We start from the raw sequence: 14,877 nt of genomic DNA, 5'->3' as shown, positions 1-14,877 counted from the left end.
GAAAACAGCGGTAAGAAATCTGATGAAACGCAAGCTGTATTCGGCGATCAATATCACCGGGCTTTCTGCGGGCATTGCCTGTTTCATACTGCTCGCACTGTACCTCCGGAACGAATGGACGTATGATCAGTTCCACGCGCATGCGGCGGAGTTGTACCGTATCCGTTTCGACTATGGCGAAAAGGACCAGCCGGTGACTCATACCGCCCTCACGCCGGGCGGACTGGCGCCGGTGATGAAAGATTTCCCGGAAGTGAAACACATCTCTAGGGTTTATCCTTTGGCTACCACAGTGGCTTACGGGGATAAGGTAATGAACGAGAATAGCTTTCTTTACGCAGATCCCGCTTTTTTCAACATGTTTTCTTTCCCGCTGATAGCGGGAAATGCAGCTACTGTGTTGAGCGGGCCTAATATGATAGTGCTGTCTGAAACGATGGCCAGGAAGTACTTTGGAACTACTGATATAGTTGGTAAAACGCTAAAGATTAATAACAGAAAGGAATACCAGGTAACCGGTGTGGCAATAGATCCTCCTGCGAACACCCACCTGAAGTTTGACTTTATAGCCAGCTATGCTTCGCTGGGTAAAAACGATACCTGGAATTCGGCGAATGATTATACGTACATACAACTGGCAAGCAACACTACTGCCAGCGCGCTGCAAGGCAGGTTAACCAACCTGGTAAAAGAACAGATGGGCAATGCTACCAGGAGTGGCGTTACGTTTGGTTTTGTGCCGGAATCTGTACCCGGTATCCATCTCCATTCTATCTCCCTTAATTCAACAGAACCAGGCGGGGATATCCGCTATAATTATATTCTCACCATCATCGCGGCGTTGTTGTTGCTGATTGCATGCATCAATTTTATGAACCTGGCCACGGCCCGTTCTGCGGAAAGAGGCCGCGAAATCGGTGTAAGGAAAGCCCTGGGCGCAGTACGCGGACAGCTGTTCTGGCAGTTCATTGCAGAGTCTACGCTGATCTCCTTTTGCGCGATGGTACTGGGAATAATGATTGCTTTGGTACTGCTGCCGGCATTTAACAACATGGCCGGTACTACCCTGAAGCTCGGACTGGGTAGCTACCACATCTACCTATGGCTGGCTGGTATTTTTCTTTGTACTACTTTTTTTGCAGGTACCTATCCGGCCCTGTTCCTGTCGGGCTTCCGGCCGGTACAGGTATTAAAGGGAAGGGTGATGCATGGTTCGGGCGGCAGCATCCGTAAAAGCCTGGTAGTGTTTCAGTTTGCGGCTTCGGTGTTTTTTATTATCTGCACACTGGTGGTGGGCAGCCAGCTGAAATATATCCAGCATAAGAAAATAGGACTGGACAGATCGCAGGTATTGGTGCTGTCGGGAGAAAACTTTAACCGGCAGATGCTGGAAACGTTTAAAGGCAGGCTGTTGCAACAATCAGGTGTAAAATACGTAAGCGCATCCTACGACTCACCGGTATCGGTAGGTGGTGGATATACGATTGGCAACCTGGAAGGAAAACCGGCGGACTATAGCATGAATATTACCGCTATCCCTGTGGAGAAAGATTACCTGCAAACAATGGGGATTTCATTGCTGGCCGGCGCAAACTTAACCGACGCAGATATACAGGATGTTTTAAAAGAAGATAAAGACCGGGTATACCACTTCTTTCTCAACGAAACCGCTGTAAAGCAACTGGGCTGGACAGCCGAAACCGCAACAGGAAAGCGGATGGTGATGAATGGCCGCGCCGGAACAATTAAAGGCGTGATGAAAGATTTTCACTTTGCTTCTATGAAAAGCAAAATAGAACCCATCGTTGTTTTCCCGGAATATGAATGGTTTGGGGAAATTCTCGTTAAAACTTCCGGGGATAACCAGCAACAGGTAATAGCGGGAATAGAAAGCATCTGGAAAGATTATCTGCCTGCAGTGCCTTTCGCGTATCATTTTATGGACGAAGACTTTAACGGATTATACAAATCGGAATTCAGAACCGGTACCATTTTATCAACCTTTTCTATCGTTATTATCCTTGTTTCCTGTCTTGGTTTACTGGGTCTGGCTGCGTTTACCGCAGAACAACGTACCCGCGAAGTGGGCATCCGCAAGGTATTGGGCGCATCCGCCACCAGTGTGGTGGCCTTGCTGTCGAAAGATTTTATTAAGCTGGTGCTGATATCGCTTTGTATCGCGTCCCCGTTTGCCTGGTATGCCATGCATCAATGGCTGGAAGGCTTTGCTTACCATACCCGTTTACATGCAGGTACTTTCCTGCTGGCAGGTGCTATCGCTATTGTAATAGCCTTGCTCACGGTGAGTTTACAGTCGGTAAAAGCAGCATTAATGAACCCTGTTAAAAGTCTGAGATCAGAATAAACACTTGTATCATGCTAAAGAATTTTCTACTGGTATCTTTCAGAAACATCTGGCGCAACAAAGCCTTCTCCATAATCAATATCATGGGGCTGGTAGTGGGCATCAGCGCGGCATTGATGGTGTACCTGGTGGTACATTATGAAAACAGCTTCGACCGGTTTGAAAAGGATGGCGACCATATTTACCGGGTGGTGACAGAAATTGATTTCAACGGCGATATCATTAAAAATTCTGGCATTGCCGCGCCGGTAGCGGGCATGGTGGCAAATTATATTCCTGCCGCCGAAACAGTAGCGCCGTTTTTTGAGAATGACATCACCGGCAGGATTACTGTTAACGGAAAGGATTTTAAGAACGGGAAGGATATTATTTATGCAGATAAAAATTACTTCAGCCTTATCCCGCATCAGTGGTTGGCAGGATCTCCTGAAACCTCTTTGCAGCAGCCATTTAAAGTGGTATTAACCTCCGGCAAGGCGGCCGCCTATTTCCCGGGATTGCCCGCGGAAGCGGTACTGGGGAAGGAAATTATTTATGACGATACCATTCGTACAACAGTAAGTGGAATAGTGGCCGACCTGCAATATCCCTCTGATTTTGCCAACAAAGAATTCATTTCGCTGGCTACGCTGCAGAGCAACGGGTTAAAAGAAATGTATAGCCTCGACCAGTGGAATAGTGTGAATGCCAGTTCACAGCTACTCGTAAAACTAAACGCATCGGCCAATGTACCGAAAGTAACTGCGCAGCTCACAAAACTGAAAGATGAGCACCGGGTAGATGATTATACCAAAACCACCCTGCATTTGCAGGCGCTGCGCGATATTCATTTCAATAAAGATTATACGGCACAGGGCCGGCCGGCCAGCTTAACCCGGTTATATGCGCTGGGTGGCGTAGCATTGGCGTTGTTGCTGCTGGCGGGGATCAATTTTATAAATCTTACTACCGCCCAGGCCGCCCGCAGGGCCAGGGAAACGGGTATCCGCAAATCGCTGGGAAGCAGTTTCCCGCAGCTGATCACCCAGTTCCTCAGTGAAACATTACTGCTTACTTTGCTGGCATGCATCCTGTCTGCATTGGTCACGCCTTTGCTGATAGTGGCATTCCACTCTTTTTTACCAGTTGGTTTAACGGCGATGGCCCTGTACAGCTGGCAAACGGCGCTGTTCCTGGCCGGACTGTGTATCGCCATTACGCTGCTGGCAGGTATTTACCCGGCAATGGTACTGGCCAGGTTTGAGCCGGTAGCGGTATTAAAAACACAGGTGCAGTCGGCCGCAGGAAAATTATGGCTGCGTAAAACCTTAACGGTTTCGCAGTTCGTAGTAGCGCAGGTGTTTATCATAGCTACCATCATCGTGAGCAAACAGGTGCACTTTTCGCTGAGCCGCGATCCCGGTTTCCGGAAAGATGCCGTGGTAACGGTACGTACTCCTTTTCGCGGCGATGGCGCCAGTCAGCGTAACACCCTTCAGGAAAAATGGTCGGCCATTCCGGAAATTGCGATGGTAAGCCAGGGAGGAATGCCGCCTTTATTCAGGGGCTTTATAAGCAGTACCTTCCGGTATCATAAAGGAGATAAAGAGATTAACAAGAATGTGGAGATCCGGTATGGCGATAGTGCCTATGCAAAACTGTATGACCTGAAATTTGTGGCGGGCAGAAACCTGCGTACCAGCGATACTATTGCGGAATGGGTGTTAAATGAAAAGGCGGTAACTGCGCTGGGATTCCGTAATCCGCAGGATGTGATCGGAGAGATTGTGCAGAACCACCCGGTAGTGGGCGTGGTAAAAAACTTTTACACCAGCAGCACCCGTAAGGAAATACCCGCACTAGCCATCGCCAGTGATGCATCAAGACAACACCGCAACATGCACGTGCTTTTGCGGGCGCCCGGCGAAAACAGTATCGTCTGGAAGCACGCACTTGAAAAGATGGAGAAAGCCTGGAAGGAAGTGTACCCACGGGAAACCTTCAGCTATAATTTTCTTGATAAAAGTATAGAAGCTTTATATGAAGAAGAACGACGTACAGGGCAGCTCTTAAACTGGTGCGCGGGACTGGCATTCTTTATCAGCGCCCTGGGGTTATTGGGGTTGGTTATTTTTACCACTAACCAGCGCACCCGGGAAATTGGTATCCGGAAGGTATTGGGCGCTTCCGTATGGCAGATGGTGACCCTGCTCACCAGCGACTTTATGAAGCTGGTAGGTATTGCTTTCGTATTGGCTATTCCGTTGTCGTGGTGGGCCATGCAGCATTGGTTGTCGTCCTATGCTTACCGCACGCCGCTCAGCTGGTGGGTGTTTGCCGCCGGCGGTGGACTAATGGCTATACTGGCATTGGCTACTATGAGTATAAAAACGATCCGGGCGGCTTTGAGTAACCCGGTCAACGCACTAAAATCTGAATAACCGGAGCAGCTACTTTTAATTATATTGCTGAGCCGATATGCAGAAAATATCAATGTAAATTAAAAAACAAATTACCGATCATGATACAATTGCAGAAAATTTCCAGGCATTACCCGGTAGGATTCGGAAAAAATTACATCCTGAAAGATATTGACCTCACGATCAATGAAGGCGAGTTTGTATCTATTATGGGACCTTCCGGTTCCGGGAAATCCACCTTACTGCATATTTTGGGTTTACTGGAAGAACCATCCGAGGGACAGTACTTATTTGAGGGAGAGCGTGTAGACAAGATGAACGAGAAAAAACGGACCCAATTGCACAGGGGCTCCATTGGATTTGTGTTCCAGGCATATCACCTGATAGATGAGTTAACCGTGTACGAAAATATTGAAACGCCGTTACTGTATAAGAATATACCTGCTTCAGAAAGAAAAAGCCGGGTGGCAGATGTGCTGGACCGCTTTAACATGGTGGCCAAAAAAGATCTGTTCCCCAACCAGTTATCCGGCGGACAACAGCAGCTGGTAGGTATTGCCCGCGCTATTGTAGCGGAACCCCGGGTGATCCTGGCCGACGAACCCACCGGTAACCTGCATTCCGATCAGGCGAAGGTGATCATGCAGCTATTTAAACACCTGAACGAACAGGATAAAATTACAATTGTGCAGGTAACCCACTCAGACGTGAATGCCACCTATGGCAACCGCGTTATCCAGATCCGCGATGGACATATTCAACCATAATAAAGGCGGATCAGTTTTAAGAATTCTGTAAAAAAAAGATTATGTTGTACGCTCAATTAGTGAGGTATACTGCCATACCTACTAAATTTTTGCCTTCTATCAAGAAGGGTGGAAAAGTATCATCACAATTATTATATTTTTGGAATGTTATGAGAATATCCCGAATAGCAGGAGCAATCCTGATTTTATTGTTTGCTAACATAACATCCGCTGATGCGCAGGATACGTGGAGTTTACAACGTTGTGTGGATTATGCACTGCAAAATAACCTGACGGTTAAACAACAGGAAGTACAGAAACGCCTGGCAGATCTCACTTTACAGCAAAGCCGCCTGCAAATGATCCCTGGTTTCAGCGGATCAGTATCAGGAGGGTATACTGATGGTAGAAGTGCCAGCCTGGGAGATAACCAGTATGTTAACCAAACCGTGTTTAACTCCAGCGGTAACCTGAATATGCAGGCGAACCTTTTCAGCTGGTTTTATCAGCAAAAAACAATTGCCGCCAACAAACTGGATGCACAGGCTAACAGTTTCCTGCTGGAAAAAGCAAGGAACGACCTCGCTTTTAACGTAGCCACCGCCTTCCTGCAGATACTGCTCAATATCCAAACGGAGAAAGTAAACGAAGAAAACGTACGCCTTACCAACTCCAACCTGGATAACACCAAAAAGCTGGTGATCGCGGGCTCCGTACCGGAAAGCAACCAGGCCGACCTGGAAGCGCAGCTGGCGCTGGACAGCAGCAACCTGGTTACCGCCCAGAATAATGTGACCCTGGCTATTCTCCAGATGAAGGCATACCTCAACCTCGGATTTGAAATTCCTTTTAAACCGGATGTACCGGAAAATATTTCTTCCCTGCCATTAGCTGCCTTACAGGAAATGGCGCCTGAAATGGTGTACAGCGCCGCTTTAACCAACTACCCGCTGGTAAAATCGGACGAACTGAAGATCAAAAGCGCTACCAAAGCATACCAGGCGGCCAAAGCGCAGCTGTATCCCAACCTGAGCATCGGGGGCGGCCTCAGTACCTACTACGCCAATAACTATTACGAAGATATTGCGCAAACGAAAGTGCTGCCGTTTCATGACCAGATCAGCAATACCTACAGGAAAAATCTTGGGTTAACACTTAACATTCCTATTTTTAATGGCTGGCAGCAACGTACTACCGTAGCCAAAGCCAAAGTAAATATATATAGCCAGGAGCTGATCCGTGACCTGGATCACCAAAAGCTCAGACAGGATATTTATACCGCCCATGCCAATGCAGTAGCTGCTTTACAGAAATATAACGCATCTGCCACAGGGGTAATGGCCGCCCAGAAAGCGTATGATTTTGCCACCAAACGCTTCAATCTCGGATTAATGAACACCATTGATTATATCACAACGCAAAGTAAATTGTATAATGCGCAGGTAAACAAGGTGCTTGCTCAATACGATTACATATTTAAAATGAAATTGCTGGAATTCTACAGGGACCAGAAAATATCACTGTAGCCAACCCTGGAAATTAAATTGCTTTATGAAGAAGAAAAAACTTTACTGGTTCATAGGCATACTTTGTTCACTCGTTATTTTGTTCCTGGTGCTTAAAGCGTCCGGGGTTATTGGTAAAGAAGAAGGAATTAAAGTTGCTGTAGACAATGCTTCTAATAGAAATATTATAGAAGTGGTTACCGCCAGCGGTAAAATTTATCCTGAAATAGAAGTAAAAGTAAGCTCCGACGTTTCAGGTGAAATCACAGACCTGCCCATCCTGGAAGGTGATTCCGTGAAAAAAGGACAGGTACTGGCACGGATATACGCAGATATCTACGGATCGATGGTAGACAAAGCTGCGGCTTCCATGAGCCAGTCGCAGGCGCAGCTGGCCAATTCCGCTGCGGCGCTGAACTCCTTTAAAGCCCGTCTTGATCAAAACAAGGCTGCCTTCAACAGGAACAAAGAACTCCTTGCCCAGAAAGTGATTTCCAGGTCAGAGTTTGAAACAGCGGAAGCCACCTATCTCGCTTCCCTGGCAGACTATAACGCCGCCGTGCAACAGATCAACGGAAATAAGTTTGCCGTTGCCAGCGCGCAGGCCAACCTGAATGAAGCCAATAAAAACCTGGGTCGTACCACTATTTCCGCTCCCATGGGCGGTATCGTTTCCCTGCTCTCTGTAAAGAAAGGAGAACGCGTGGTGGGTACCGCACAAATGACCGGTACCGAAATGCTGCGTATCGCTGATATGAACACCATGGAAGTACAGGTAGACGTAGGTGAAAACGATATTCCAAAAGTAAAATATGGCGACACTGCCATCATTGAAGTGGATGCGTATAACAGCCGTCAGTTTAAAGGCATTGTAACACAAATTGCCAGTTCCAGTAAAGGCGCCGCTACCGCTACAGTAAGCACCGCCTCCTCTGCAGAGCAGGTAACCAGCTACATTGTACATATCCGCATCCTGCAGGAAAGCTACCAGGATCTCCTTGATAAAAACAAGAAGACCTTTCCTTTCCGCCCGGGTATGAGTGCCAGCGTGGATATTCAAACCAGGCATGTAAATAATGTACTGGCCATTCCAATTAACTCCGTTACTACCCGCGACGGCGATTCTACGAAAGCAAAAGGCGATAAAAAGAAAGAAGCGCCGGTACAGGATAACACTACACCGGGTTCTTCTGCCGATACCAAACCCGTGTTAAACGAGGTGGTATTTGTATTGCAGAAAGATGGCAGCGTTAAAATGGTACCCGTTAAAACCGGTGTGCAGGACGATGCCTGGATCCAGATCACTTCCGGCCTCAGTGCCGGCGACCAGGTAATCAGCGCTCCTTATACTGCCATTTCCCGCAACCTGGAAAACGGCAAAAAAGTAAAGGTGGTACCAAAGGCTGAGCTGTTTGAAGGTCAGGCAAAATAACGCAGTTACACAACTTTATATAAAGCAAAGAGGTTGTATCAAATTACTTGATACAACCTCATTTTTTTTGGTATTTCCGCTGATCAGGGTTATCTTTATGATATGCATAAAGCGTTGATATACAACATATTTCTCCGAAAAATTTATACAAAGAACGCAAGCGGACTCTGTATAGCGCATTGATATCCAATACGTTACCGATCAAGTCCACATCACCTCCACATCAAGTCCGTGTTATCTCCACATCAAAGGCATGTCCTAAGTATCTGCCAAGCATGTGCAAGGCAACTGCCAAGCATGACCTATATCATGATCAGGCATAAATCATTTATAAAATCCAAAAAGTAAAATCAGCAAAATCAGCGTAATCCGGAGAAAGACAACATCCGCGAATATCCCCCGCCCGCAAAACTGCTTTATTGCTTTTTAATTACATTGCATAAAAATTTGCATTGTGAGCAATAGCATTGGAATTATAGGCAGTGGCAGCTGGGCTACTGCCCTGGCTAAAATACTGACTGATAACGGGCATCATATACATTGGTGGATAAGGAACGATGATACCATCCGCCATATGCAGCTGCGGCATCATAACAAACATTATCTCACCTCCGTATATTTTGATACCAGCCTGCTGAGCCTCAGTAGTGATGTGAAAGCAGTAGTGGCTGCCTGTGATGAGCTGGTATTGGCTGTTCCCAGTGCTTTTTTGGAAGATGTGTTAAGCATGTTGCCCGCGGATGCGCTGATCAATAAAAGAGTCATTTCTGCTATTAAAGGGCTGGTACCAAGTACCAACGACCTGATTGGAGAATATCTTCTGAAACAATTCAATTTACCGGCCAGCCAGTATTTCACCATTACAGGCCCCTGCCATGCGGAAGAAGTAGCCAGCGAAAAGCTGTCGTACCTTACCTTTTCAGGCGCCCATCTGGATACTACCCAGTCTATCGCCGACAAATTTACCGGCAGCTACCTGCAAACAATTGTAAACACAGATGTAATAGGCGTACAACTGGCCGCAGTACTCAAAAATATTTATGCAATGGGCGCCGGTATTGCGCACGGACAGGAATACGGGGATAACTTCCTGAGTGTATTTATTACCAACTGCTTCCGGGAAATGCAAAGTTTCCTCGAAAAATATGAAGAGCAGAAAGCTACAATAGCCGGAACAGAGCCGGTGGTGCATAACTACAGCGCCAGCGCCTACCTGGGCGATTTGCTGGTTACCTGCTACTCACTGCATAGCCGTAACCGTACTTTTGGTAATATGATCGGGAAGGGGTACAGCGTAAAAGCTGCCCAGCTGGAGCTGAATATGATTGCAGAAGGTTATTATGCCAGTAAATGTATGCATGAAATGAACAGGAATATAGGGGCGTATATGCCGGTTGCCGAAGCCGTATATGCTATTTTGTGGCAGCAGGTGCATCCCTCAGAGGCGTTCCTGTCTCTCGAAAAAGGTTTCATATAAAGAACGGCCGGCTGTTAGTCTTGACAGGCTAACAGCCGTCTGCCAGGTGTCTAAAAATCGTCGTAATCTTCATAGTTATCTTCCCCAATCTTCATAATTGCCCGCACGTTCGGGAAATACTGTTTAATAAGACTGGCAATCCGGGTGAAAAGATATTCGCTTAACACCGGTCCCTCATAATACTCAATCTCATTGGTCTCGTCTGAGATGATATACTCCGTGATATTACGGTCAATGATGGCTTGAAAGCGCCTTTGCCGGGGAAGTTTTCTCAAACTGATTTTGGTAGGAACACCATCTACATTAAATGTACATGCAATGTTTCGCATAACGGCCATTGGGTTTAAATGAGAAAAAATGGAATGGTTAAAATTTGCTCTTCACATGGTAGCTTGGGGGCATCCTTCAGCTAAAATAAGCTGAAATGGACAAAAAAACATTATTGTTTACCTGTTATGGTAGTAATGTTGCTATTTGTGCCTGAATTAACCCTGTAACCAGCAAATTACATTACAATTGTAAACAATTATGATTATATGGACTGTTAATAGAATGTAAATGGTCCGCTTTTATTTTATTCACAGACCTTACCTGTGGATACGGGATAAAATGTGTGGAATTATATCCACACTTTCTTGCGTCCAAATCCGGTGAAACCCCCTACAGCAGGCATTGGATTGATATTTGAAACATCCTATGTCCCGATCCGCAAAATTGAGGACCTGGTTACTTGTTAACTGCGTAGTATAAAATTTTTGCCATGAAGATTAGAACTTTGCTTTTTGTTACATCTTACCCGCCCCGTGAATGTGGGATCGCAACTTTTGCACAGGACCTGGTAAACGCAATGAATAAGAACTTTGCCGGTAACCTGAATATTGAGGTGGCAGCACTGGAAGAATCAGGCAAACCTGCCAATGTAAAAGAAACACCTGTTACTTACTCGGTCAACCCGTTTGATATTGATAATTGTATCGATTTTGCACAGAAAATAAATGAGAACGACAAAATAGACCTGGTTTGTTTTGAACACGAATTTGGCCTGTATGGTGGAGAATACGGTCATAACCTCCTGGCTATGCTTTCCTTACTGGATAAGCCTTTTGTGGTCCGTTTCCATACCGTACTGCCTTACCCCGATCATAAATGCACTAAAGTAGTAAGCCTGATCAGCGCACTGGCGGCAAAAGTGATTGTAATGACCCGCTCGTCCGCCGACTTACTGCAAAATGTATATCATGTGCCTGCAGAAAAAATTGTGCATATCCCGCATGGTACACACGCGCACATCGTAGAAGATGTAGATACACTGAAAAGACAATACAATGTTGAAAACAGGATGGTACTGAGCACCTTCGGTCTGCTCAGCGAAAACAAAGGTATTGAAACAGGTATCCGGACTATGAAGGATATTGTGAAACAATATCCTGATGCCATTTACCTGGTGCTGGGAAAAACCCATCCGGTAGTATGTTCCCGCGAAGGAGAAAAATACCGTGATTCACTGGAACAATTGGTGAAAGAACTCGGCCTGGAAAACAACGTGAGATTCGTCAATAATTATCTTTCCCTGAAAACATTACTCGATTATTTATCTCTTACAGATATATACCTTTTTACATCAAAAGATCCGCATCAGGCAGTAAGCGGTACTTTCGTATACGCCATGAGCGCCGGCTGCGCGGTGATCTCCACCTCCTTTGTGCAGGCCCGCGAAATGCTGGAAGACGGAGCCGGTTGCCTGGTAGATTTCAATAACCCGGAACAAATTGCCGCATGCGCGTTACAGCTGCTCGGCGATCCGGAACTGCGCGCGCAGATGAGCCAGTCGGCTATTGAAAAAACACGCAACTCTATCTGGGAAAATGTAGCTATTGCACATATGAGCGTAATCAGCGAAGCACTGGCAGAAGATAAGATCCTGCCTAACCTGCCACCGCCTTACCTCGATCACATCGATCGCATGACCGATGAAACAGCGATGCTGCAATTTTCCAAACATGATATTCCTGATCCTGCGTTCGGATATACGCTCGACGACAATGCACGCGCACTTATTGCTACCTGCATGTATAGCAGCGAATTAAAATCCAGCAGCTTCGTGAACTCACTGACCCGTAAATACATTGATTTCATTACCTACTGCCAGCAGCCTTCCGGCAAGTTCCTTAACTATGTGGATATCGATCGCCAGTTCAATAAAATGAATGACGAAGTAAACCTGGAAGACGCCAATGGCCGTGCTGTATGGGCGCTGGGCTATGCCCTCGCTTCGCACCGTCACCTGCCTTTTGATGCGGTTCAGGATGTAGCAGCCATATTCACAAAATGCTTCACCTGGATGGATTCACTGAACTCACCCAGGGCAATGGCTTTCACCATCAAAGGACTGTATTACTTCCTCGCCTATAAGCCCGGTGGCAAAGCAGTGGAAATTTTACAACATCTGGCTGCAAAATTGTATGAACATTACAAACAGGAAGCAGATGAAACCTGGCATTGGTATGAATCCTACCTTACCTACGGTAACGCCGTATTGCCCGAGGCAATGATGATGGCCTACCAGGTAACCGGGATAGATGCCTATCGCAGAACCGCGGAAAACAGCCTCGCTTTCCTTTGTGGCAAAACCTTTACAGATAGCCATATGAAGGTGATCAGCAATAAAACATGGTACCACAGGAATAACACCCAGCAACAGGAAGACGGCGGCGAACAATCTATAGAAGTAGCCTATACCATGCTGGCATTGAATACTTTTTATAATACCACAAAGAATAAATCATATTTGGAAAAGATGCGTTTGGCATTCAGTTGGTATTTAGGTAATAATCACCTGAAACAACTTGTTTATAATCCATTAACTTACGGTTGCTACGATGGCCTTGAAAAAAACAACATAAACCAGAACCAGGGCGCCGAATCTACTGTATGTTACCTGATTGCCAGATTATTAATGGAACAATGGAATAAGCATAAGTATGTTACACCGAAACAAAACAGCCTGGCACCAGTCAGACTTGGCTACAACTGAGAATAACATGAAGTATCCCAGCATATTGATTATAGATGATGAGCCGGATATATGCAGACTATTGCAACTTACGCTGGTACGTCACGGATATAATGTAAAATACGTACATGAATTGGGAGAAGGGATGAAGTCCATTTTCAGACATCAGCCCGATCTCCTTTTCCTGGACATCCACCTGCCCGACGGATCGGGCCTCGAGGCTTTGCCAGTGATCAAGGAACGTTGTCCCACGTTACCAGTAATCACCATCAGCGCCTATGATAATGCGATGGAAAAGCAAACCGCACTGAAAGCAGGAGCCGCATTTTTCCTGGCTAAACCTTTCAGTCTCAAGAACGTAGATGAACTGATCGACAGTATCAAAATAAAAAGCTGATAACGCCCTCTTGGTTATAATCAGTAATTTTAACCAGCTATTCTGTTGCCAATTACCACTATATTAAAGAAGTATGAAAAATATTCTAATAATAGACGACGAAATTAATATCTGTACACTCCTGAGCAAATTCCTCGGGAAACATGGCTTTGATGTAGATACCACCATGACGGGTGGCGCTGCACTTAAAATGATGAAAGAGAAAACCTATGACCTTGTACTCTGTGATTACAGACTGAAAGATACAGATGGTGCACAACTGCTGCAGGATATCCATCAGATCAATCCTTCTACTATTGTAATTATTATTACAGGTTATACAGATGTAAGAGTAGCGGTGGAAATGGTGAAAAACGGCGCATACGATTATCTTTCCAAACCGCTGTACCCGGATGAAATTCTGAACCTCGTACATAAAGCCTTTGCGCATAAAGACGCAGAACAGGAACGGCGCGCATCCAGACCAGTAGAGTCGGGCAGTGAGCCCGAAGCAGTACGTGAAACGTTATTATCACGTAACCAGGACGACAAAAATAACAAATACGTATACGGTGAAAGCGAAGGAGCGAAAGAATTAATAAGACAGATTAAACTGGTGGCGCCCACCGATTACAGCGTTATCATTTTTGGAGAAACCGGTACCGGTAAGGAATCCGTAGCACATCTTATTCACCATCACAGTAAAAGAAACCAGCAACCATTTGTTGCGCTGGATTGCGGCAGCCTCTCCAAGGAACTGGCTGCCAGTGAATTGTTTGGTCACGAAAAAGGCTCTTTTACCGGCGCTATCAATACCAAAATAGGCGCCTTTGAACAGGCACAGGGAGGTACCCTGTTCCTGGATGAAATCTCCAATTTATCGTACGACATACAGGTAGCCCTGCTACGCGTTCTTCAGGAAAAATTAATTCGCCGGGTAGGAAGTTTAAAAGAAATACCAATTGATGTACGCATCATTGTAGCATCCAACGAAAAGCTCTCTGAATCAGTACAGCGCGGCAAATTCAGGGAAGACCTGTTCCATCGCCTTAATGAATTCACCATTTATATTCCGCCTTTACGCGAGCGCCGCGAAGATTTACCACTGTTCACTACCGCCTTTGTAAACCAGGTGGAAAAGGAACTGGATAAATCATGTGGTAAAATTTCTTCTGAAGTGTGGGATTGCTTCCAGCAATACAACTGGCCAGGTAATATCCGCGAACTGAAAAATGTAATCAGGAGAGCCTGTTTACTTACGCCTGAAATGGAAGATATTACCATGATCGCTTTGCCGCTGGAAATGAAAGAATCTTTTAACCAGATTCCGGAAGAAGTACACGTTTCCGGTGAACTGGCGCTGCTTTCCAACGATAATGATCTGAAAACAGTAGCCCTTCAGGCAGAATACAATAAGATTATCAATGTGCTGAAAGAAGTGAAGTATAATAAAACAAAAGCAGCGCAGGTATTGAATATCGACCGTAAAACACTGTATAACAAATTACGGTTGCTGAATATAAATTATTAGCAGTTTATTCCCTGGCAGACATCCGTCTCCAGG

At 45.8% G+C, this 14,877-nt stretch carries 10 protein-coding genes; 9 read left to right on the top strand and 1 reads right to left on the bottom strand.

Going from position 1 to position 14,877, the window contains the following annotated elements; translation table 11 throughout:
* Positions 1-22 precede the first annotated feature (22 nt).
* The 6 genes from B5Z18_RS19965 to B5Z18_RS19940 all read left to right on the top strand — a co-directional run bounded on the left by B5Z18_RS19965 (position 23) and on the right by B5Z18_RS19940 (position 9,924).
* Positions 23-2,365 carry an ABC transporter permease gene (locus B5Z18_RS19965; RefSeq protein ID WP_159454366.1) on the top strand — a complete coding sequence of 781 codons (2,343 nt, stop codon included), beginning with the start codon at positions 23-25 and terminating at the stop codon, positions 2,363-2,365.
* An 11-nt stretch (positions 2,366-2,376) separates the two neighbouring features.
* Positions 2,377-4,785 carry an ABC transporter permease gene (locus tag B5Z18_RS19960; protein WP_079471259.1) on the top strand — a complete coding sequence of 803 codons (2,409 nt, stop codon included), beginning with the start codon at positions 2,377-2,379 and terminating at the stop codon, positions 4,783-4,785.
* 80 nt (positions 4,786-4,865) lie between these two features.
* The gene (locus B5Z18_RS19955) at positions 4,866-5,531 is read left to right on the top strand and encodes an ABC transporter ATP-binding protein (RefSeq protein ID WP_079471258.1); all 666 of its coding nucleotides are present in this window, start codon (positions 4,866-4,868) and stop codon (positions 5,529-5,531) included.
* Positions 5,532-5,680: 149 nt separating this feature from the next.
* Positions 5,681-7,036 carry a TolC family protein gene (locus B5Z18_RS19950; protein ID WP_159454365.1) on the top strand — a complete coding sequence of 452 codons (1,356 nt, stop codon included), beginning with the start codon at positions 5,681-5,683 and terminating at the stop codon, positions 7,034-7,036.
* Between the two features lie 25 nt (positions 7,037-7,061).
* Positions 7,062-8,447 (top strand): efflux RND transporter periplasmic adaptor subunit, encoded by a 1,386-nt coding sequence (locus B5Z18_RS19945; protein WP_079471256.1) that lies wholly within the window; start codon positions 7,062-7,064, stop codon positions 8,445-8,447.
* A 454-nt stretch (positions 8,448-8,901) separates the two neighbouring features.
* Positions 8,902-9,924 carry an NAD(P)H-dependent glycerol-3-phosphate dehydrogenase gene (locus B5Z18_RS19940; RefSeq protein WP_079471255.1) on the top strand — a complete coding sequence of 341 codons (1,023 nt, stop codon included), beginning with the start codon at positions 8,902-8,904 and terminating at the stop codon, positions 9,922-9,924.
* Positions 9,925-9,974: 50 nt separating this feature from the next.
* On the opposite strand, the gene B5Z18_RS19935 is transcribed toward B5Z18_RS19940, so the two are convergent.
* Complete coding sequence (locus tag B5Z18_RS19935; RefSeq protein ID WP_079471254.1) at positions 9,975-10,253, bottom strand: hypothetical protein; 279 nt, start codon at positions 10,251-10,253, stop codon at positions 9,975-9,977.
* 431 nt (positions 10,254-10,684) lie between these two features.
* Here B5Z18_RS19935 and B5Z18_RS19930 point away from each other — a divergent pair, with 431 nt between their 5' ends.
* From B5Z18_RS19930 to B5Z18_RS19920, 3 genes are all read left to right on the top strand, one after another.
* On the top strand, positions 10,685-12,958 hold the full coding sequence (locus B5Z18_RS19930; protein ID WP_079471253.1) for a glycosyltransferase: 2,274 nt from the start codon (positions 10,685-10,687) through the stop codon (positions 12,956-12,958).
* Between the two features lie 7 nt (positions 12,959-12,965).
* Positions 12,966-13,334, top strand: coding sequence for a response regulator (locus B5Z18_RS19925; protein WP_227024459.1), 369 nt, complete (start codon positions 12,966-12,968; stop codon positions 13,332-13,334).
* 73 nt (positions 13,335-13,407) lie between these two features.
* Positions 13,408-14,844, top strand: coding sequence for a sigma-54-dependent transcriptional regulator (locus B5Z18_RS19920; RefSeq protein WP_079471251.1), 1,437 nt, complete (start codon positions 13,408-13,410; stop codon positions 14,842-14,844).
* Positions 14,845-14,877 lie beyond the last annotated feature (33 nt).

The organism is Chitinophaga ginsengisegetis, assembly GCF_900168065.1.
Classification (GTDB): Bacteria; Bacteroidota; Bacteroidia; order Chitinophagales; family Chitinophagaceae; genus Chitinophaga; species Chitinophaga ginsengisegetis.
Note: the sequence above shows the minus strand (reverse complement) of the source record. Positions and strands in the feature narration are given on the sequence as shown.

What these genes read in the sequence shown, in the direction of transcription:
- B5Z18_RS19965 (WP_159454366.1), top strand. Translation starts at nt 23, where the DNA reads ATGAAACGCAAGCTGTATTCGGCGATCAATATCACCGGGCTTTCTGCG.
- B5Z18_RS19960 (WP_079471259.1), top strand. Translation starts at nt 2,377, where the DNA reads ATGCTAAAGAATTTTCTACTGGTATCTTTCAGAAACATCTGGCGCAAC.
- B5Z18_RS19955 (WP_079471258.1), top strand. Translation starts at nt 4,866, where the DNA reads ATGATACAATTGCAGAAAATTTCCAGGCATTACCCGGTAGGATTCGGA.
- B5Z18_RS19950 (WP_159454365.1), top strand. Translation starts at nt 5,681, where the DNA reads ATGAGAATATCCCGAATAGCAGGAGCAATCCTGATTTTATTGTTTGCT.
- B5Z18_RS19945 (WP_079471256.1), top strand. Translation starts at nt 7,062, where the DNA reads ATGAAGAAGAAAAAACTTTACTGGTTCATAGGCATACTTTGTTCACTC.
- B5Z18_RS19935 (WP_079471254.1), bottom strand. Translation starts at nt 10,253, where the DNA reads ATGCGAAACATTGCATGTACATTTAATGTAGATGGTGTTCCTACCAAA.
- B5Z18_RS19930 (WP_079471253.1), top strand. Translation starts at nt 10,685, where the DNA reads ATGAAGATTAGAACTTTGCTTTTTGTTACATCTTACCCGCCCCGTGAA.
- B5Z18_RS19925 (WP_227024459.1), top strand. Translation starts at nt 12,966, where the DNA reads ATGAAGTATCCCAGCATATTGATTATAGATGATGAGCCGGATATATGC.
- B5Z18_RS19920 (WP_079471251.1), top strand. Translation starts at nt 13,408, where the DNA reads ATGAAAAATATTCTAATAATAGACGACGAAATTAATATCTGTACACTC.